The sequence below is a fragment of the Nitrosomonas ureae genome, from assembly GCF_900108305.1.
Taxonomy (GTDB): Bacteria; Pseudomonadota; Gammaproteobacteria; order Burkholderiales; family Nitrosomonadaceae; genus Nitrosomonas; species Nitrosomonas ureae_B.
The window spans coordinates 54,795-75,445 of sequence record NZ_FNUX01000005.1 but is presented as its reverse complement, the minus strand read 5'-3'; the positions used below and the strand labels follow the sequence as shown (position 1 = coordinate 75,445).

The 20,651-nt window shown below is 46.3% G+C and carries 17 protein-coding genes; 12 read left to right on the top strand and 5 right to left on the bottom strand.

All coding sequences use genetic code 11. From position 1 onward, the window contains the following. Window positions 1-9 precede the first annotated feature (9 nt). The gene (locus C4S39_RS15725) at window positions 10-783 is read right to left on the bottom strand and encodes a PEP-CTERM sorting domain-containing protein (RefSeq protein ID WP_258039286.1); all 774 of its coding nucleotides are present in this window, start codon (window positions 781-783) and stop codon (window positions 10-12) included. A 463-nt stretch (window positions 784-1,246) separates the two neighbouring features. Here C4S39_RS15725 and C4S39_RS04590 point away from each other — a divergent pair, with 463 nt between their 5' ends. After that, window positions 1,247-2,197 (top strand): hypothetical protein, encoded by a 951-nt coding sequence (locus C4S39_RS04590; RefSeq protein WP_103965867.1) that lies wholly within the window; start codon window positions 1,247-1,249, stop codon window positions 2,195-2,197. A gap of 124 nt (window positions 2,198-2,321) precedes the next feature. Here C4S39_RS04590 and C4S39_RS04585 read toward each other — a convergent pair whose 3' ends face one another. Further along, window positions 2,322-3,872, bottom strand: a complete 1,551-nt coding sequence (locus tag C4S39_RS04585) for a SulP family inorganic anion transporter (protein ID WP_258039285.1) — start codon at window positions 3,870-3,872, stop codon at window positions 2,322-2,324. A gap of 156 nt (window positions 3,873-4,028) precedes the next feature. Further along, the gene (locus tag C4S39_RS04580) at window positions 4,029-5,057 is read right to left on the bottom strand and encodes a fatty acid desaturase family protein (RefSeq protein WP_103965866.1); all 1,029 of its coding nucleotides are present in this window, start codon (window positions 5,055-5,057) and stop codon (window positions 4,029-4,031) included. 144 nt (window positions 5,058-5,201) lie between these two features. On the opposite strand from C4S39_RS04580, the gene C4S39_RS04575 reads away from it, so the two are divergent. Then, the gene (locus C4S39_RS04575; protein ID WP_258039284.1) at window positions 5,202-5,597 is read left to right on the top strand and encodes a MarR family transcriptional regulator; all 396 of its coding nucleotides are present in this window, start codon (window positions 5,202-5,204) and stop codon (window positions 5,595-5,597) included. Window positions 5,598-5,921: 324 nt separating this feature from the next. On the opposite strand, the gene C4S39_RS04570 is transcribed toward C4S39_RS04575, so the two are convergent. Further along, complete coding sequence (locus C4S39_RS04570) at window positions 5,922-7,004, bottom strand: ADP-ribosylglycohydrolase family protein (protein ID WP_103965865.1); 1,083 nt, start codon at window positions 7,002-7,004, stop codon at window positions 5,922-5,924. Window positions 7,005-7,085: 81 nt separating this feature from the next. On the opposite strand from C4S39_RS04570, the gene C4S39_RS15255 reads away from it, so the two are divergent. The 5 genes from C4S39_RS15255 to C4S39_RS04550 all read left to right on the top strand — a co-directional run bounded on the left by C4S39_RS15255 (window position 7,086) and on the right by C4S39_RS04550 (window position 14,074). Next, window positions 7,086-7,232, top strand: coding sequence for a hypothetical protein (locus tag C4S39_RS15255; RefSeq protein ID WP_181023751.1), 147 nt, complete (start codon window positions 7,086-7,088; stop codon window positions 7,230-7,232). A 262-nt stretch (window positions 7,233-7,494) separates the two neighbouring features. Further along, window positions 7,495-9,843 carry a hypothetical protein gene (locus tag C4S39_RS04565; protein ID WP_103965864.1) on the top strand — a complete coding sequence of 783 codons (2,349 nt, stop codon included), beginning with the start codon at window positions 7,495-7,497 and terminating at the stop codon, window positions 9,841-9,843. A gap of 210 nt (window positions 9,844-10,053) precedes the next feature. Beyond that, the gene (locus tag C4S39_RS04560; RefSeq protein WP_103965863.1) at window positions 10,054-11,922 is read left to right on the top strand and encodes a hypothetical protein; all 1,869 of its coding nucleotides are present in this window, start codon (window positions 10,054-10,056) and stop codon (window positions 11,920-11,922) included. A gap of 89 nt (window positions 11,923-12,011) precedes the next feature. Next, on the top strand, window positions 12,012-13,730 hold the full coding sequence (gene ybaL / locus C4S39_RS04555; RefSeq protein ID WP_103965862.1) for a YbaL family putative K(+) efflux transporter: 1,719 nt from the start codon (window positions 12,012-12,014) through the stop codon (window positions 13,728-13,730). Between the two features lie 41 nt (window positions 13,731-13,771). Continuing rightward, a complete protein-coding gene (locus C4S39_RS04550) occupies window positions 13,772-14,074 on the top strand; it encodes a hypothetical protein (protein ID WP_103965861.1) in 303 nt (100 codons plus the stop codon). Here C4S39_RS04550 and C4S39_RS04545 read toward each other — a convergent pair. Further along, the gene (locus C4S39_RS04545; protein WP_103965860.1) at window positions 14,071-14,475 is read right to left on the bottom strand and encodes a hypothetical protein; all 405 of its coding nucleotides are present in this window, start codon (window positions 14,473-14,475) and stop codon (window positions 14,071-14,073) included. The genes C4S39_RS04550 and C4S39_RS04545 overlap by 4 nt on opposite strands. A gap of 220 nt (window positions 14,476-14,695) precedes the next feature. On the opposite strand from C4S39_RS04545, the gene C4S39_RS04540 reads away from it, so the two are divergent. From C4S39_RS04540 to C4S39_RS04520, 5 genes are all read left to right on the top strand, one after another. After that, complete coding sequence (locus C4S39_RS04540; RefSeq protein WP_103965859.1) at window positions 14,696-15,970, top strand: NRAMP family divalent metal transporter; 1,275 nt, start codon at window positions 14,696-14,698, stop codon at window positions 15,968-15,970. Between the two features lie 11 nt (window positions 15,971-15,981). Continuing rightward, the gene (locus C4S39_RS04535) at window positions 15,982-17,793 is read left to right on the top strand and encodes an ABCB family ABC transporter ATP-binding protein/permease (RefSeq protein ID WP_103965858.1); all 1,812 of its coding nucleotides are present in this window, start codon (window positions 15,982-15,984) and stop codon (window positions 17,791-17,793) included. A gap of 234 nt (window positions 17,794-18,027) precedes the next feature. Further along, window positions 18,028-18,888, top strand: a complete 861-nt coding sequence (gene motA / locus C4S39_RS04530; RefSeq protein WP_103965857.1) for a flagellar motor stator protein MotA — start codon at window positions 18,028-18,030, stop codon at window positions 18,886-18,888. 50 nt (window positions 18,889-18,938) lie between these two features. Then, window positions 18,939-19,877, top strand: coding sequence for a flagellar motor protein MotB (gene motB / locus C4S39_RS04525; protein WP_103965856.1), 939 nt, complete (start codon window positions 18,939-18,941; stop codon window positions 19,875-19,877). 18 nt (window positions 19,878-19,895) lie between these two features. Next, the gene (locus C4S39_RS04520; RefSeq protein WP_258039283.1) at window positions 19,896-20,648 is read left to right on the top strand and encodes a hypothetical protein; all 753 of its coding nucleotides are present in this window, start codon (window positions 19,896-19,898) and stop codon (window positions 20,646-20,648) included. Window positions 20,649-20,651 lie beyond the last annotated feature (3 nt).

The window sequence follows — 20,651 nt, the reverse complement described above, 5'->3', positions numbered from 1 at the left end:
AAGCTTAAATTACACGGTTGATTCTTTTCTGCGACGTGCCATGAATCCGATCAACCCTAGACCCGCTAATAACATGGCATAGGTTTCTGGTTCCGGGATAGCAGCAACTTCGACATAATCATATCGGGTAGTTGATTCCCACAGCGAACCGATGCCAATGCCGCCATGAAGATAGGGATTCGAACTGTTATCAACAATAGGATTATCGGTGAGCGAATGACCATTAATGGAAACCATGAACTCATTTCCATTAGCCCAGAGATCCAGTTGGTTATCCCTATCGTTGATTGGAATGGATGGATCTATATCGCCTTCCCCAAGATGTGTACGCGTGAAGCCGTCATACTTACCAATGAGCCAGTCTGCTCCGGTAGGCCATAAAGGAGTCGTTATTATAAGAAAATAATACTGCCCATCGTACCAGGTAGTAGATTCCAGTTCCTGGATCCTGAAATGTACGAAGGCGTTATACCAGTCATCGCCGCCACCCTCCGCAATAAAACGAGTAGACAGATGATAGTCGGTCCAATTCTGATCGTTTACTGCAGTTTGTATATTGGAATCTCTGGCACCAGGTGAACCGCCTTGCATACTAACAAAACCATTGGCAACATCGGCAGAGCCTCTTTGCACTGTCCATAGAGGATCTAGTGAGGTACCCGAGAAATCATCGGTAAGCAGCATTTTTCCAACCGCAGGAGCAGTCAAACTCATGGATAAGGCCAGTGTTAAAAAAGATTTCCTAATAGATACAGGAAAATTAGTGTGGATTCCGGATCTCATTGCGCTCTCCTTTTGTCTGTTGTTTTAGCAAACTATAATTTGTGATTATGTAATTGACCCCATTGAGTATCAATACCGAAAAAATACTCCATGCCTGTCTGATCCATTTCTGAATAAACTGATCGAAAATTGTACCCAACATGGAAAAGCGTAAAACAATTTATATCCAGCTAGCTTGATATAAATCAACAAAAGAACAAACTAAGGATCAGATATCATCTTGAATGACAAGTGCTGAATGATCAGGAGCAGAAGATGGGGTCAAGATCAACATCACGAATATAGACTACAAAGCAAAAATTCATGTAATTCATCGACAATATTCTCAATTCTAGACCTGCCCCAATTTTCTACTAAATTATATAGTACTTTAATATAGATCAAATTTGTTGAACGCAGAAAGTGGAAAAATAAGAATGCCTATTGTGCTGCATCAGGGTTTTAAAATTCAGAGGAGATAATTATGTTTACAAGAAAGCTATATTCCGGATCTTCTAGATCCTTTGCGAAAGGGTTTGCTTTATGTGCAGTGATATTTTATTCCACGTTATCTTTTGCGGGAGGTACAGGTTGGAACAATTCGTCGGATCCTTATGCGCTTTATGGTTTATGTTTGTCCGGAAGCATTGGTAGTGCGCTCGGGTCAAAGCAATTTATTATAACTGGCATAGGTGAAACACTTACCAATGTACTGGCCATCACGGTCTTAGATTGTAAACCGTTTAATGGAGGAGGAACTCAAAAAATCGCCTGTCCAACTGATAGTCCCTACGCTTACTGTACCAATACCGGTAACGATGGTGGAGGTAATAACCTAACGCTAGGCGTTTTGAAACTTAATGCCAAAACTAATCCTAATGGTCTTTATACGGGGTGTCCTGGCGGTGCACAATTGAAACCAAAATTATCTCTAATAAAGAGAGTGCGTGATCCACGTTTGATCAAAGGTGCAGTAACCCTAAGCTGCGATACCGCTACCGTAGCGAAATCAACCAAAGCAGCGGTTGTGGATTGTCCAGCAGGGCCAGATCCTTATGACTATTGCCTCAGTACTCCAAATGATGGTTCTGGTAATGCCGTTAAGATTGGTGTTGTGGCAGCCAAGGATGCGGGGGATCCGTATGGAATGTATGGAGAATGCAATACCACTCCCTCGGCATATGGCATAGAAAAAGGTTTTAAATCTAAAGCAACGCTTGTTACTAGTGTGGGCCTTTCCATGGATACCGTAAGATCTATCGATCTCATAGGTTGCAATGCCCCTGTAGGGATAGGCAGTTGGTTTCCTGAAAATATGGTCACTGGTTCATGCTCTGAGATTCCCATACCACTTGCATGGGCGAATCGTTATAGCTATTGTATTTGGGGTACCGACGACAAAGGCAACGGTGTAGTAGCAGGTGTCAATCAATAGTGAGTAGCTGAGATAGCAACCTGGCCCCGTGCAGATCAGACATGGGGTCAGATACAGAATCACGAATATAGATAACAGATAACAAAACAAAAATTCATGCAATTCATTGAGAAAATTCTCAATTCTACTCCTGCCCCCATTTTCCTCCGACTAGCCTGTTTTCCAACTTCTTCCAATCGAAAGACACTGTTCCATTTCTGGCTTCATAAAATCTCTTCCATGAGACCAGCAGGTTAAGGCAAGCGTGATCAATATACCGTAGATCATCGAAATCGAGATGAACATCTCTTTTCAATGGAACGTCGTCCAGGATATTGGCCATCTTGGGAAGACTTACGAACGTGGCGGCACCTGAGAATTTGATGGAAATCGATTTGCTGTTCGTTCCTTGGTCAACGAAAATCTTAAGGATATTGGTTGAATATATAAGCTTCGCAAGTGCCACACCGAACCCTGCAAGCACGCCTATCAAAAGGTTAGTTGTCACAATGGTCACAAGGGTCACCGCATACACGACGACTTCTCCCCGGCCAAACATTGAAAGTGTCCGGATAGCCTGTACATTGATGAGGTTATAGCCGGTATACACGAGAAGAGCGGCCAGACTCGCGATGGGAACCAGTTCGAGTATTTGCGGAAAGAGTCCGGCAAAGAGCAGTAACCATCCACCATGCAAAATGGCTGAAACACGGGTTCGGCCTCCACTCTGAATATTGGCTTTGCTGCGGACGATCACGCCAGTCATGGGTAAAGCCCCAAGGAATCCACATAAAAAATTTCCAATCCCCTGGGCAGACATTTCCCGGTTGTATCGGGTTCGCTGACCCGAATGCATTTGGTCGACGGCAGCGGCGCATAAGAGGGTTTCCGCGCTGGCGATAAAGGCAATGGAGATTGCTATGGACAATAGGGACGGATCGAGAAGGGAAGCAAAATCCTCCATTCCCGGAAAATGGATCGAGCTATCGAGGCTATCCCGGAATTCAATATAATTGATGGAGAGATTTTGCACGTATGCCACTCCACTCGCGACCAATACACCCACCAATGGAGCGGGGATAAATTGAAACTTTTTGGGCACCAGGAATTGCCAAAGAATAATGACTGTGATCGTGAGAATTCCAATATGGGCCGACACCCAATGGCTCGGGTCATCTCCCTCATGAGGGATTAACCCTTTCCTCATGGCTTCGGGAATGGTCAAAATATTCTCAAGTCCATTTTCCTTGGGCGTGTCCCCAATCATGATGTGAAATTGGCTTGCCAGGATAAGCACGCCGATTCCCGCTAACATCCCTTGAATAACCGCAGGGGAGACGGCCCGGAACCATTGACCTAACTGGAGAAATCCCGCCAGGATTTGAATTGCTCCTGCCATCAGAACCACTATCCCTAGTTTGTCCACGCCAAAACGCTGAACCATATCGAAGATAAGCACGGTCAGACCAGCAGCCGGGCCGCTGATCTGCAGCGGACAACCGGCAAGGAATCCGACAACCAGGCCACCGATAATACCGGTAATAATTCCCTTCACGGGAGGGACACCCGAAGCAATGGCAATGCCCATACATAAGGGCAATGCCACCAGAAATACCACAACGGACGCCAAAAAATCGCGTTGCACATCTTTCCACGTCATCGTGGAAAACCCCTTCCATTGCAGCTTCTTAATCATGAGTCATCCGACATGGTTAATGATGAAGAGTTTCCTCATCCAGGCATTCTTGACCGTTTTGACCTCTTCCAAAGATGATGTCGACCGGTGCAAGAATTACTGATTCTACCGTTTTACCCGCTCAAGTTTATCATCAACGACGTTAATACCATTGGTTTAGTATGGAACCAGGAAAGATATTCCATCAGCGCCTACCGCAGAGCCTTTCTGAAGACGTCGTGCAAACCGGTTGCCTTGCATTTCGCTAACATCACCGATCACGCGCGCTACCCTGCTGTTATGGAAACTCAATAGCTGCTTGCGGAATGGAATAACAAAAATCGTTTCATTGTCATACAGCATCTGGTGCAATTTTGGCAGTTCGTGCCAGGGTACCGTAGGTTTTGCATGATGCACGTTGTGATAGCCAAAGTTAAGCGTAAGAAGATTTAGCCACGGGCGATTGATTGAAATCGGATTGCTAAAAGTATGAGACTGCTCATAGTTCCGGTCGTCTTTGTGCTTTACCGGATCGGGATTGCTATCCGCTGCCACGACGAATTCATAGTTGTGTTGAAGTGCATCCATGAAACGCAGAACCGTCAGAAAGATGATATAGGCCAGAAGGTAGCAGACATAAACGATAGGCGAATAGAGGAATACCGCCAGAAACAGACTGAACCGGACAACGATTATCCCGGTTACCCGAAGCCGTTGATCCGCTTTTTCCTTAAAGATGAATGGGGCGGAAATCAGAACAGCATGCATGAAGAGCTCTACCGCTGGTATGTACAGCCATTCCAAAGCCTTCACGATTTTGAGCTGCATCGGATGACGTGCAAGATAGCTCCGGTAGTCGAACACCACGGTATCGACGTGGTCTACGTGATGTCTCATGTGATTTGCGCGCAAATTGTCATACGTTCCATAACAGCCGCCGGTAAGCCAATTTAATGCGCTTCCCAGCCAGGCATTGTGACGCGATGATTTGAATACGGAATTGTGTCCGCATTCGTGGATCATATAAGCGGCGATTACCATACCGTGAGCCATTGCGAGCGTACCGATCATCATGAGAACCGGATTCAGGGACAAGATAAGCACGGCTCCGCCAACATAAGTTATCTGGCAATATAGCAATGCCAGGATGGTTGGACGCAAGCTGCCCTCGTAACGAAACCAGTTTTTTTCTATTGTACTCATCATGGCTTGACTCCTTCTTTCGTAGTTACTTTTTATTCGACATGAATTTTGCAATTATACATGCAAAATTACATGCAAAAAGATGTATGATGATATTTTTTAATCATTGCGAATTCCGCAAACGTCAAAGAGAAGGAGATAAGAAAAATGATCAAACCTGCAAAGCAGACGGACGCAAGACGACGCCAGCTCATCCAACTGATAAACAGTACGGATCAGTATTGGTTGGATGTCCTGGGAGATAAGCTGTTTCACGATTTGAATTACTATGATCTTTTTACGCGCATATGGCTGAGGCTTGACGATACTTTCCACAAATCCGAGCTGTACCAGCTCATGCCCAACGTCAGCCAGCGCACCGCCGTCAAATACGTCCAGATTGCAATCGATCAAGGTTTACTCATTGAGCATATAGACCCCAATGATCTCCGCTCCAAGCGGATTACGATGTCCACCGATCTCAAGCAAAAAATTGAGATTTTTCTGGATTACTCTGTTTCAGTGTTCGAGACGTTCTCTGGGTCAACATCCCGACAGGACTAATGGGATCACCGTTTTACCCTCGACATCTTTTTATCTCGCGTCATCATGAGGGTAAACCGGCGTGCAAAAGTTAGCGCTGCCATATAGCCATCGCTATAGCCATCGCAACGGGAATTTTAAAATGAAACCCGAAAGACACGCCGTTCAGTCGGCGCGTATCCGGACTTTCAGTCCGTAGCCCAAACCCACCGGCTTTAGCCGGTGGTTGTTCAGTTGGCTAATGAGGGAGTCGGGCAGGAATTTCTGGAAGGATAATCAGTAGAAAGTAACAGAAGTACTCGAACCGATCCGCAAAAGCTTTGTTGTTTTGCAAAATCACTACTGCTAGGGTATTTCAATACATGCGGCCAGATCCTTAGCCAGCTTCTCCAGAATGGCCGCTTCTTTTAGCCCATCGATCAGACGTCTGGGAATGCCCGAAAAACCGGTTTGAGCGCCTGCCAGTGCCCCCGTGAGAATAGCCCGTGCCTGGTTTTGTCCACCACCATTGACGGCATGGAGTACAGCTGATTCAAAATCGCCGTGAAAACGAGCTGCAAGATAATAGGCAGCAGGCAATTGGTGATAAATGGCACAGGGCATACCATAAACAATCGATACTTTCCATGCCGGCTCTATACGAATTTCAGGATCGTTCACGGCTGCGGCCATATACGAAGGCGTCAGCAATGCGTCCGGTGAGGCGAAGCGTCCTGCGCGAGGCGGATCAGGGTCACCCGGACGTGGCATTTGTAAATCATCCCGAGTCACGACATGAAACGGTAGTGCGCCTTTTTTTACTAATTCCAAGAGCTTCCCGGACAATTCCGTATCCAGAGCATGCCCCTGAATCAAAAGACCCAATACTGCACCATAAGCGACGGTCAGGGATACTACGATTTCATCAGACTGGGTCAGAAGGGTATTTTTGGTTATGGCATCAGCAAGCTGACCGGGATTCAATGCATAGCGGACAGCAATGGCAAGGGTGCGCTCTATGGCCTCAGTCGTATCGGCGTGACTACCGGTTTTCCCCCAAGGCAGCTTTTGCTCCACACGCCGCCTCCATACTTCACGAATTGACTGGCTGGTGTACCCGCCGGGCCCGCTCACCGGCGTTCCGTCAAGTAGCGGCAAGAGATCTTCATCCATGCGACGGCAAAAATCTTCTGTATCGTAGCCACCCCGGTCAACAAGCGAACGCACCATAAGCGTGAGAATGAAACCTGCTTGCGACAATTGACCGCCTTTAAGGCCAGCATGATACCGGTCAGGTTTGGGGTCAGTATAGGTACTGATCCATTCTCCATAATCACGCCGAAGATCGTCCAGACTATAGTACCAATGCGGGCCGAGAGCCAGCGCATCACCAATGAAAGCGCCCATGATGGCGCCACTGGCGCGATCCTGAATGTTTTTCTTCGACATCAGCACCCTCCTGTATACAAAAATAGAAATTGCAATCCTGGAATTACGTCTTATACATCACGTTTTCCAAGGCATTGTATCATGCAACCAAACGCGGCAATACGCGGGAAGGCATTCATAGCAACGATACCGGTCTTCAACAATGCCGCCCCCGTCATCGAATACAGTCAGCCGCTATGCCGGAGTATCGCGCTGGAGGAATACCGCACAATGAATAGCCGGCTATGAGGCAAGCAATGACTGGATGTTACAGGTATATTGAAGTGGTCTGCACATTGACTCAGGTGGATACGTAATAAAATTCATCAACATGCCGACAGCGTCTCAACGATTTTCTCAAAACCAAGACAATATCCGGGAACAAACTATACATAGCACGATAAGTTTATCCCCAAACCAATATTCAAAACCTTGCCTTGACAATAGAGTCCATGTAGTCTTGTCAAGTTATTAATCATCTTAAATCAAACAGCTACAACTAAAGGAAATCATGGGTATTTTACATAAATGGCATTTCTTCCGCTCCGGCGGTTTCGATCAAGTGCACTTAAACTCAAGCGCTGACTTAAAATCACTCGGCGAGCTCGACCCTAAACTCTGGGCAGCACTGAGCTGCCCTACCGATCATTTGGAATTTGATGCTAAAACACTCGAATTCATAGATACCGATAAAGATGGTCATATACGCGTACCGGAGATTATTGCAGCCGTAAATTGGACCACATCGCTGCTAAAGAATCCGGAAGATATGATCCTGGGATCAAATTCCCTATCTTTGAGCGCTATCAATGACGATACGGCGGAAGGCGCTATTTTGCTGGCATCGGCAAAAGAAATATTGCTCAATATTGGCAAAGGCGAAGAACCCGCAATCACCGTTGAAGATACGGCAGATTTGAACAGGATTTTTGCCAGCACAAAATACAACGGGGATGGCATTATTCCTTCGAGCGCCGCGCCAGAACCGAATACTCAAGCTGTCATTGAAGAAATCATTCTTTGTGTCGGATCGGATGAAGATCGGTCGGGTTTGCCAGGCATCTCTGAAGAAAAAGTCAAACAATTCTATATGGAAGCGAACGCTTTTTCTGAATGGTGGCGGGAGGCTGAGAAAGACTCGATCAACATTCTGCTGCTTGGCGATGAAACGGGCGCTGCCCAAGCAGCATTCGATCGCGTTAAGGTTAAAATTGATGATTATTTTACACGCAGCAAATTGGCAGAATTTGATCAGCGCGCCGGTGATCCGTTGAATCCCGCGCTAACCGAATATGAAGCGCTGACCAGCAGAAATCTATCCGCGGACTCTGAAGAGATCGCTGCTTTTCCTTTGGCAAAAGTCGAAGCAAAAAAACCGCTTCCGCTTGAAAACGAGATTAATCCTGCCTGGGCCGACGCCCTGGCTGAGTTTAAAAAGAAAGTTGTCACGCCATTGTTAGGCAATAAAGATAATCTAAGCAATGGAGACTGGCAGGAATTATGCAACAGATTCTCCGCTTATCAGGCATGGTTGAAAACCAAACGCGGCGCTGCTGTTGAACCTTTAGGAATCAAGCGTGTTCGCGCCATTCTGACAGGCGGGCACCATGACAAAATCATGCAACTGATTCAGAACGACAAGTCACACTCCGGCACTGCGGATGCCATCAATTCGGTGGAAAAGTTAATTCGCTTTCATTGTCATCTTTTCCAGCTATTGGATAATTTTGTATCGTTTCATGATTTTTACACGGCCCAGAACAAAGCAATTTTTCAGGTGGGATCGCTCTATCTGGATGGCCGTAGCTGTGATTTTTGCTTGCACGTCACTGACATCAACAAGCACAGCAGCATGGCAAATTTAAGCGGTACCTATTTGGCCTATTGCGAATGCCAACGAAGAGACGACGATAGTAAAAAAATGAATATCGTCGCAGCGTTCACAAATGGCGATGCCGACAATCTGATGGTAGGCCGGAATGGCATTTTTTATGACCGCAAAGGCCAAGACTGGGATGCGACGATCGTAAAGATTATCGAACACCCTATCAGCGTCCGCCAGGCTTTCTGGTATCCGTATAAGCGGATTGGCAAAATGATTGATGAGCAGATCGAGAAAATGGTCAGCGCCCGGGAAAAAGCCGTGCAAGATCAGGCGGCTTCCGGCATAACCAGTACCGCACAAACAGCAGAAGCAGTTAAAGCCCCTCCCGTTCCATTTGATGTCGGTAAATTTGCCGGTATCTTTGCAGCAATTGGGCTGGCTATTGGAGCGATTGGCACTGCGATTGCATCAGTCGTTACGGGATTCATCAGTTTAGTCTGGTGGCAAATGCCCTTGGCAATCCTTGGCCTGATCCTGTTGATCTCGGGCCCATCGGTCATTCTCGCGTTTCTCAAGCTACGTAAACGCAATCTGGCGCCATTACTCGATGGCAATGGTTGGGCAGTAAATACCCGTGCCATTATCAATATTCCATTTGGCGCCTCGCTGACAAAAATGGCCAGCTTGCCACTCGGCGCCCAGAGATCATTGGTTGATCCTTATGCCGAAAAAGAGCGTCCATGGAAATTGTATTTGTTTATCATACTGCTGCTGAGCAGCATCGCCTACCTTTGGACCAATGACTACTTCAGTCCAGACACTAGTGAAGAAGCACAGAAACAACTCACGAATAAGAAAAGTGAAACCACGATTGAAGACAAAGCAAAACCTGATAACACCGGATCAGAAAATAAAACTCCTGACACACCCCAATCCATGAACGGTTTACAATCCGATACCAAGGTTTCTACAGATCAGCCATCGGGATCGTCATCAGCAACAGTTGTTCCAGGACCAAAGCCAGCCAATCATTAAGAAACTGATTCATGTCTTAAACCACAAGCCAGGATTGATACAATTCTTATCCAGCGAGCTTGAAGAATTGTATCAATCTAATAAGGAAGCGCTGATTCTATCAATATCTTGACAGCCGCTAGCCAATAAAGTCTACTATCAGCAGCCTATCCCCTACCTGCAACAGTTAAAATTCATTTCCGGTAGATTGATCATGAAGGAATCATTGCAGTGTTTTCAGCGTTTAAAAATTTCAATTTTATAACAGCGCTTGGTTATCTGGTATTTTCCGCAAGCTGGCTCGCATTTGCCTATTTCCTGGGGCGATTGATTCCGGATCAACAATTATGGTTTGCTTTGCTGATAACGCTCATATTTGCCTTACCCATTTACTCTGCGGCTATTTATGCAGTAACCATACAAAGAATCTATCTTTCCAGTCAATTCAAGAAATCCGGCATTTTGCATTGGTTATTCACCCGGCGAATCCTGGCGTATATCGGCTGGTTGCTATGGTCGGTCATTTTTGCATTTTTATTGCTGTTTTATCTCGGCTCAGCCGAGAAGCGGGAATGGATCGCATTCTTTGCGGCAATCCCCGTATTCGCGGCCATTTATGCCATTTTCTTCCCTTTGGCTGCACGCGAATATAAATTCTACATTGCCGTGCACAAATCTTTATCCTGGTCTCGCTGGGCAACTGCGCTGGTAATGGCAATATTTTTTGTCATTTTCATCAACCACAGTGATGTAAATCGCCAATATTCATCACTGGCTGAAGCGGTCATGACGGCGAGCAAGCATCTGGACGGAACAACAAACAGTGTTCTGATTCTTGAAACCAATCGGTTACTAGGTTTTATCGAAGGCGTAAAACGCTATGCACTCAGTAGCTTGCACTCACTCAGTAACATGTTTTATTTAGGCGCGGTTTTTCTGGGGAGCTTAGTGTTCTTCTTCAATGTAGCACTGGGCATATCCAGTTTCATGGTCCCTTTATCCGAATACCGCCGCGTGTTTGCTCCGATACAGGATAGCGATGATCCGCCTGCGGTTTCCCCGTGGGCCTGGGGTATCACATCGGCGTTAGCCACTTTTTTTGTTTTCTTCATTTATGTGCCGTCCACTGTTTACGTCGATGCCTGGATGCGCTCCAATCCGGAGACAGTCGGCGAAATTCGCGCTTCTCAGCAAATTATCATTCAGACGGTGGAAAAAATTGGAGATGATTACTATCAACCCGGAACTGCGGAACAGATCGAACAGGCTTATCTCGAAAGCCTGCACAAATTGGAAACTTCAATCGATCAATTGCGCAAAACTACCGCTCTAGGCTTTGAGCAAATGATTGACAATGTGGACGATTATCTCGATTGGTATTATAGCTTGCCAGGCGAATATGAACGTATTGTAGCGCTTGCTACCGGTACATTGGAAAACTGGATGGCGGAAAAACTCCAGAATTATCTGATGCAAGGCAACGCATTCGGCCCGGTGCAACAATCCATTGAAAGCCTGTTACAGAATAATCTGCAATTGCGCGCTGAGCATTTGCAGAAAGTTGAGCGAATACTCAATGAAAATCGCGTTGATCTCATCGATGACTCGCAACTGGAAATTGTTCGGCAGGCCTCGTTAAGCGCGCTGAAAGAGCCACCTGCACACAGTGTGATTATTAATCTGGAAAACCGTATGCTGATTTCCGGCGGAATAGGCACCGCCGGTGCAATCACCGGTGCGATTGCCGGCAAGATCACAGCGAAAGTGGCCGGGAAAGGCATTATCAAGCTGGGGGCGCAAGCTCTGATCAAGGTAACCGCCGGCAAGGCAGTCAGCGCTTTAGGCGGAGCCGCAGCGGGCGCCGCAACCGGCATGGCGCTAGGCTCATTCATTCCCGGCATTGGGACGGCCATCGGTGCAGCCATTGGTGGTATCATTGGCGGCATTACTATTGGCCTAACGATCGAGAAATTGCTCTTGATGCTTGAAGAAGCATTCTCGCGTGAAGAGTTTAAGCATCAAATACTTGAAGCCATTGAGGAAGAGCGTATTGAATTCGAGAAGTTTTTAAACACTCCGATTTTGCTGGATAAGCCTTGATGGCATGACCGGAATTGAGAAGCATCCTGAAGTTTTCCTGAAGCCCAATTAGCGTGCTCCGACTGATTAACCTTAACTTTAAAAGTTGAATGGAACATGACATTACACTGATCACCACGATCGCAGCGGGTTTTGGTTTGGCTTTGATTTTTGGCTTTATCGCTGAAAAGCTGAAAACTCCCGCATTGGTTGGCTATCTATTGGCCGGAATTGCGATCAGTCCCGCCACGCCCGGATTTGTCGCAGATATCGATATTGCCTCGCAATTATCGGAAATCGGCGTGATGCTGCTGATGTTTGGTGTCGGGTTACATTTCTCCTTGAATGATCTGTTAGCTGTCAAGCGTATCGCCGTACCGGGTGCAATCGTGCAGATGACTGTTGCAACTTTACTGGGTATGGCCCTGGCGGATTGGTGGGGATGGGATTTTGGTGCAGGGCTGGTTCTAGGTTTATCGTTATCCTGCGCCAGTACGGTCGTGCTCCTTAAAGCAGTTGAATCACGAGGATTACTGGACACCATGACCGGTCGAATCGCGGTTGGCTGGTTGATTGTTGAAGATTTAGTCACGGTTCTGATTCTGGTGCTGCTGCCATCCTTTGCCACCATGCTGGGAGGATCAAATGGCGCTGAAACTGCAACACAACCTCTGTGGCAAACGATCGGAATCACTTTACTGTTAGTTTCGGCCTTTATCGCGATCATGCTTATTGTCGGGCTGCGCGTACTGCCCTGGTTACTATGGCAGGTTGCCCGCACCGGCTCGCGCGAACTGTTCACGCTGGCTGTGGTTGCCGCCGCCATTTGCATAGCCTATGGCGCCGCGGCATTGTTTAATGTGTCGTTTGCACTGGGTGCTTTCTTTGCCGGTATGGTAATGCGCGAATCAAAATTCAGTCATCGCGCTGCGGAAGAATCCTTACCCCTACGCGATGCTTTTGCGGTATTGTTTTTTGTTTCCGTCGGCATGTTGTTCGATCCTGCCGTATTAATCGATGAGCCTATGCATGTTTTAGCGGTGGTCGCGATTATTATTGTGGGAAAATCAATAGCGGCCATGTTGCTGGTGCTGATCCTACGCTATCCGTTGAATACTGCATTGACAGTGGCCGCCAGTCTTGGTCAGATCGGCGAATTTTCGTTTATTCTGGCGGGCTTGGGGCTATCGCTTGGGTTAATGCCTGCTGAGGGAATGAGCCTGGTACTTGCAGGCGCGTTGATTTCCATTGCCTTTAATCCGATCGCTTTTGCCGTTATTGAGCCTCTCCGTAATTTGATCTTGAAGCATTCTGCCGTGGCGCGCAGATATGAAAGCCGGGATGATCCGTATGCTGAACTCCCGATGAGCACCGAACGTAAATATCTTCACGGCCAGGTCGTACTCGTCGGCTATGGCCACGTAGGTGAACGCATCGTACAGGCGCTTGTGGAACAGGATATTCCGTTTGTCGTTGCGGAGCAAAATCGTGAACTGGTACAGGATCTGCGAAAACAGAATATTAATGCGGTATCCGGGGATGCGACAGAACCCTCGGTATTAATTCAGGCGCATATCACCAACGCGGCAATGCTAGTCATTGCAATCCCCGATCCATTAAATGCTCGTCAGATGATTGATACCGCACGTACCTTGAATCCTGAAATCGAGATTGTATTACGCACCCGCAATGAAGATGAAACGGCATTACTGCGCCAGGACAAGGTTGGCACCGTATTTTTCAGTGAAGAGGAGCTTGCTAAAAGCATGACTCATCATATATTGCAACGCTTTGATACAGAATTAGAAAATGACATAATAAAGCACTAAGTGAAAATTGTCCGCACACTCACAATAACGGGATTACCGCAATGTTAGAACAACACTATATAGGTATTGATCAAGATGAAAATGAAGGGCTCACTCATCTAGGCCGCATTGTGCGTGATGCCTGGGTGTTCGGCATTTTGCCCGACTCCGAAACCTGCGCGGGCTGGAGTGGCGCGCAAATGCAATCCCTGTACGAAAAAGTCTACGCTGCTTGGGAGCCCTACGCACACCTGCCAAGCCGTTTACCGGATGAATTACGTGAACGGCATGCGCAACTATACGCACGAGCCATTGCAAAGGCGAAAGAGAAAGGCTGGGATACCGAGCTGGATGACGATGACTAGCGCTTTGCCGGGAAATGAAGAATCCGTGCCGGGCCATCCAACTTGACCTTATTGACCAAGATCTTTAATGCCAGAGGGAATTCCCTTTGCAATCGAGTCATGATTTCTGACATGTTCTCACGGTAATAGATTGCATCATAGACGACCGGATGATTCAATGCATCACGATCTTCCCGCTTGAAATTGCACCACGCAATATCAATCCAGCATTTACGCTCCCCGTCGACAAACACAAATTCATTGCTATCGACAATAGCCATATATTGCATGGTACGGATAGGCACGAACAAATGCCCGGTCGGACAGCGCGTTAATAAGGTAATGGCCAGATTATAAATATCTGCAGGTAAGTGACGAGTCTCTCGATAGATCTCCGGATCGCGATAACAGGTAATCTCCATAATTGCTCCAGTTAAGTATTAAAGATTTAGATTATTGTTATAACCCAAAATGCTTCCGGCAACTCAGTTGAGAAGCAAAATATCCATACTTGTGTTACCTTACCGCCGATAATCCAAGAACTCAAGGTAATGAACAATAATTTTTATTCATTAGCCAAACCGGGAATTAAATTTTGTTGATCCAGCAAACAATCCCTATTCCTTACCAGAACAACATGCTATGTCGCTACCCAAGCTTTTAAATCATTTTATTTCACGCCTGGGGCCTGGATTACTCTATGCGGGCGCAGCTGTGGGCGTTTCTCATCTGGTTCAATCGACTCAAGTCGGCGGCATGTTTGGATTCGAGTTAATTATTGCAATTATTATTATTCATTTAATCAAATATCCTTTCTTTGAATTCGGTCCGCGTTATACCGCAGCGACGGGGCAGCATATTTTGCACGGATATTTAAAACTGGGGAAATGGGCCGTATGGCTCTATCTATGCCTGTCGATATCGACCATGTTCATCGTTCAAGCCGCCATTACTGTAGTAACGGCTGGCTTGATAAAAAGTATTTTTGGCCTTGAAGGATTTGGCGGGCATGATCCGAAAATAATTGAATTCATTATCAGCAGTATCTTACTGCTGTTCGCTTTGATCCTGCTGGTCAGTGGCCACTATAAGCTTCTGGATAAACTGATGAAAATAATTATCCTGATACTTACGATAACTTCGGTCGCTGCTGTGATCATGCTGTTGTTTGACAATCCCGGGCATCACAAAACCGCTACTGTATTTTTCTCATTTTCTGATACGGTGCATTTAATCTTTTTGGCCACATTTCTTGGCTGGATGCCTGCACCTCTTGATCTTTCCGTATGGCATTCCATTTGGGCCAAAAGCAAAAATGAGAGTAGCGGTAAGTTAACCAGCATGCAAGATGCTCTGTTCGACTTTAGAGTGGGTTATATTGGAACCGCTTTTCTGGCGATCTGCTTTCTATTATTGGGTGCGTTGGTGATGTATGGCAGTAATGTTCCTTTTGCAGCGGGAGGCGCAGCCTTTGCAGGACAATTGCTGGATATGTACGAACAGGCATTGGGCGAGTGGGCTTATCCCATTGTTGCCATCGCAGCACTGGCGACCATGTTCAGCACGACATTGACCGTTCTCGATGCTTTTCCACGCTCAATCAGCGCCTCCCTGGAGTTATTATTCCCGCAAAAATCACTGCTGAATAATGAAAAAACCTATTTGGTCTGGCTATTGATCATTATTACAGGAACATTATTTATCCTCTTCTTTTATCTTACCTCGATGCGTGAAATGGTTAAAATTGCCACTGTCGTCTCTTTCGTTGCAGCCCCGGTTCTCGCCGTGCTAAACATGCAGGCCGTATTCAGCAACACTATGCCCGCCCAGCATCGCCCGGGAAAATTGATGTGGATTTGGTGCTGGTCGGGCGTTGTTGCTTTATCCGCTTGTTCAATTATCTATTTATTACTTTGATTTAATATTTAATGCGCCCTACCCGCCTTGAGAAGCCAGCGGCCACCCGCAGCAATCTTAAAACGATAGCTGCATTGCTACCCTATTTATGGGAATTTAAAGTCAGAGTTGTGCTTGCGCTCAGCTTGCTGGTATTGGCCAAATTAGCCAACGTTTCTGTTCCATTGGTGCTAAAGGAAATTGTCGATGCTTTGGATCAAACGCGCGCCGAACTGACGCTACCCGTTTTTTTGCTGCTGAGTTATGGCGTATTACGCCTGTGCAGCACTTTATTTGGCGAATTACGCGATGCCATCTTCGCCAAGGTGACGCAACGAGCGATCCGGCGCATTGCCAACAAAGTATTCAGCCACCTGCATTCCCTGTCATTGCGTTTTCATTTGGAACGGCAGACCGGTGGCGTTTCGCGCGATATCGAACGCGGCACGCGCGGCATTTCATTCCTGCTGAATTTTATGCTGTTCAATATCTTGCCGACACTGCTGGAAATCGGTTTGGTATTGATCATTCTCATTAGCCGGTATGATATCTGGTTTGCCATCATCATTGTCCTGACCTTGCTGGCTTATATTGCGTTGACGCTGATCGTCACCGAATGGCGCATGATTTTCCGCCGCACCATGAACAATATGGACTCCAAGGCCAACACCCAGGCAATCGACAGTTTGCTGAATTATGAAACGGTCAAATACTTTGGCAATGAATCCTGGGAAGCCCGGCGTTACGATGAACATCTGCAATCATGGGAAAAAGCCGCCATACGCAATCAAACTTCGCTGGCAGCGCTTAACGCAGGACAAAGCGCAATAATTGCTGTCGGAGTCACGCTGCTCATGCTATTGGCAGCCGATCAGGTCATCGATGGCCATATGACGCTGGGCGATCTGGTGCTGATCAATGCTTTCATGCTGCAACTTTATATGCCATTACATTTCCTCGGCTTTGTGTACCGCGAAATCAAGCATTCGCTCGCAGATATGGAGCGCATGTTTACTTTACTGGAGGAAAACAAAGAAATTCAGGACAAGCTCGATGCCCGGATACTCGATGTCAAAAATGCGGCGATCCATTTTAATCATATAAATTTTAGCTATGAGCCTAATCGTCAAATCCTGTTTGATGTCAGCTTTGATATCCCGTCCGGACAAAACATCGCCGTTGTGGGTCATAGTGGTTCAGGGAAATCCACACTGGCGCGCTTGTTGTTCCGCTTTTATGACGTGCAGTCAGGTTGCATCATGATCAATGATCAGGATATCCGGGACGTCACGCAGCAAAGCCTGCGCAGCGCCATGGGCATCGTGCCGCAAGACACCGTGCTATTTAACGATAGCATTTATTACAACATTGCCTATGGGCGCCCGGATGCCACGGCGGATGAAGTCTATGCAGCAGCCAGGTCAGCGCACATCGATGATTTTATTGAGAGCCTTCCTGACAAATATGAAACCATCGTCGGCGAACGCGGCTTGAAACTATCCGGTGGCGAGAAACAGCGCGTGGCCATTGCGCGCACCATTTTAAAGAATCCTGCCATGCTGATTTTTGATGAAGCCACATCAGCGCTGGATTCACATTCAGAAAAACGTATTCAAGCCGAGTTGAAACGCATCGCAAAAAATCGAACGACATTGACCATAGCGCACCGATTATCCACCATTGCTGACGCTGACCAGATCCTGGTCATGGATCATGGGCGCATCATCGAGCGTGGCACACATCAGCAGTTGCTTGCCATGAAAGGTAACTATGCGCGTATGTGGGAATTACAACGACAAAAAGAAGCCGATCAAAGATTACCACTCAATTTAACCGCTAGTTAACCAACCCAGCCGCTCTCGTTGACAAATCACTCTGTATCAATTACTTGTGGATTGCATTTCTATAAATAGTGCCCCTCTCGTTTCCTTGATATCGATCTGAATAAATAAAAAACCGGAAAACACGGGGAAAACCAACCTTTTCTTCGAGAATGATTAAAGCCGTGATGTGCTAATTTCTCACTTCAGAATTTGCCATCAAACAATTGCGTATTTACATTCCAGGGAGTCATCGCAATGCTCGTATCGGTCGGTTATATCATTATTATTATTTCTGTATTTGGCGGTTTTGCGCTAGCGGGCGGTCACTTGGCTTCTTTATGGCAACCTGTGGAAATTCTCATGATCGGTGGTGGCGCTATTGGCGCATTTGTGGTTGGCAATTCAAATAAAGCGCTTAAGGCCACGATGAAGGCTTTGCCTACCGTTTTCAAGGGGTCTAAATATACCAAGGCGCTTTACATGGATCTGATGACATTACTCTATGAGGTACTTGGAAAAATTCGTAAAGAAGGATTGATGTCTATTGAAGGAGATGTGGATGATCCGTCGAATAGTCCCATTTTTACCAAATATCCGGATATCCTGGCCGATCATCATATCACCGAATTTATCACCGATTATTTACGGTTAATGGTGGGCGGCAATCTTAATTCTCTGGAAATTGAGAGTCTCATGGATAGCGAATTGGAAACGCACCATCAGGAAGGGGAAGTGCCCGTTCATGTGATAGCAAAACTGGGCGATGGACTGCCTGCCTTTGGTATTGTTGCAGCCGTTATGGGCGTGGTACATACGATGGAATCCGTTCATCTTCCACCTGCGGAATTAGGCGTTCTGATCGCCGCGGCCCTTGTGGGTACATTCCTGGGAATTTTACTGGCATACGGATTTGTCAGCCCGCTCGCCGGTAAACTCGAACACAATCTCCACGAATCCAGCAAAATGTTTGAATGCATCAAGATTACGTTGTTAGCCAATTTAAACGGCTATTCACCTGTGCTAGCGGTTGAATTCGGCCGGAAAGTGTTATTTACCACCGAAAGACCTTCTTTCCTGGAGCTGGAAGAGCATGTTAAGCAAAGTAAATCCAGGTAATTCATAGTCCTCCCAACATAGTGCCCACAATTTAATTTGCGAGAATATTTATGGCTGATGATCTTTCACAGCGCCCAATAGTCATTAAACGAATTAAAAAGGTGACTGGTGGCCACCATGGCGGCGCCTGGAAAATCGCCTATGCGGATTTCGTAACCGCCATGATGGCTTTCTTTTTGCTGATGTGGCTATTAGGATCATCGACCCAGAGCCAATTGGAAGGTATCTCGGAATATTTTAAAACACCGTTAAAAATCGCTTTCATGGGTGGCTCGAGCATTGGAGAAAGCAATAGCTTAGTTAAGGGGGGCGGCACAGATCTTACCCGTCAGCACGGTCAAGTTAAGAATGGAGAAATTATTACTAACGACAAAGCCAATAAGCAGGCAATAAAAGTTATTAAAGAACGGATTGAGTTGGAAAAACTCGAAGGGTTAAAAAAGAAAATTGAAAAAGCCATTCAGGCCAATCCCCAATTGCAAAGATTTGCAAACCAATTACTGCTGGATATCACTACTGATGGATTAAGAATCCAAATTGTTGATGAGAAAAACCGGCCTATGTTCGCTCTTGGAAGTGCCGAGTTACAACCCTATACCCGAACCATTCTGCGTGAAATTGGCAACATGCTGAACGAAGTAACCAACAAAATCAGTCTTTCCGGCCATACGGATGCAAAACCTTTTCCGGCCGGTGATAAAGGTTACAGTAACTGGGAACTTTCCGCCGACCGGGCCAATGCTTCCCGCCGGGAATTGATTGTAGGCGGCATGGATGCTAATAAGATGCTGCAAGTTGTCGGATTGTCTTCGGCTGTATTATTTGATAAACAAGATCCTCTTAATCCAATTAATCGCCGGATCAGCATCGTGGTAATGAATGAGAAAGCGGAAAAAGCGATTACTATGGATAATCCCACTGTTGATATCGATATGCAGGAAGAACCCACGAAGGATTTATTGCAGAATCCAGGAGCAAATGCTTTATAAACCTGTAGCTTATTTACTATGATGAAATTCCGGCATCCGGTTATTATCGCCTTGCTTACTCAGATAACCACCTTGATAGGGGTTGGTTTCTTTATCGGGATCCAGTCGGTAATCGTTTTAAATATTTTTGCATGGGCTATCGTGCAGGGATTGCTGGCCGGGTTTGTGAGTTATTGCCTCAGAATGCCGCTGTGGTGGATTCCGATCCATTTTATTTTTATGCCGTTAGCGATTGCGGTATTAGCACTGAACATTTCACCCACCTGGTTCCTGATACTTTTTCTCTGTTTATTGCTCACCTACGGCAAAACTTATAAAACCCAGGTACCTTTGTATCTTTCAAGCAGAAGCGTGGAGCCGGCACTGGCAGCATTATTACCCCGGCAGGATCAGTTTTCCTTTATTGATCTTGGAAGCGGGTGCGGAGGATTAATCAGTAATCTGGCAAACACTCACAAGAACGGTTCTTTTTACGGCATCGAATATGCGCCCTTACCTTTTCTGATCAGTCAATTAAGAAGCATGTTTTCTGTTTCGGCCAGTAAAATCATATGGGGTGATTTCTGGAAGCATGATTTCTCAAACTATGATGTTGTATATGCCTATTTATCCCCGGTTCCAATGGCTTCGCTGTGGCAGAAGGTCACTCAGGAAATGCGTCCCGGAAGTTTTCTAATCAGCAACACTTTTATTATTCCTGATATTCCACCTGACAAATGTATCAAGCTTGATGATTTCTCGAATTCCACGCTATATCTCTGGAAAATTTAACGC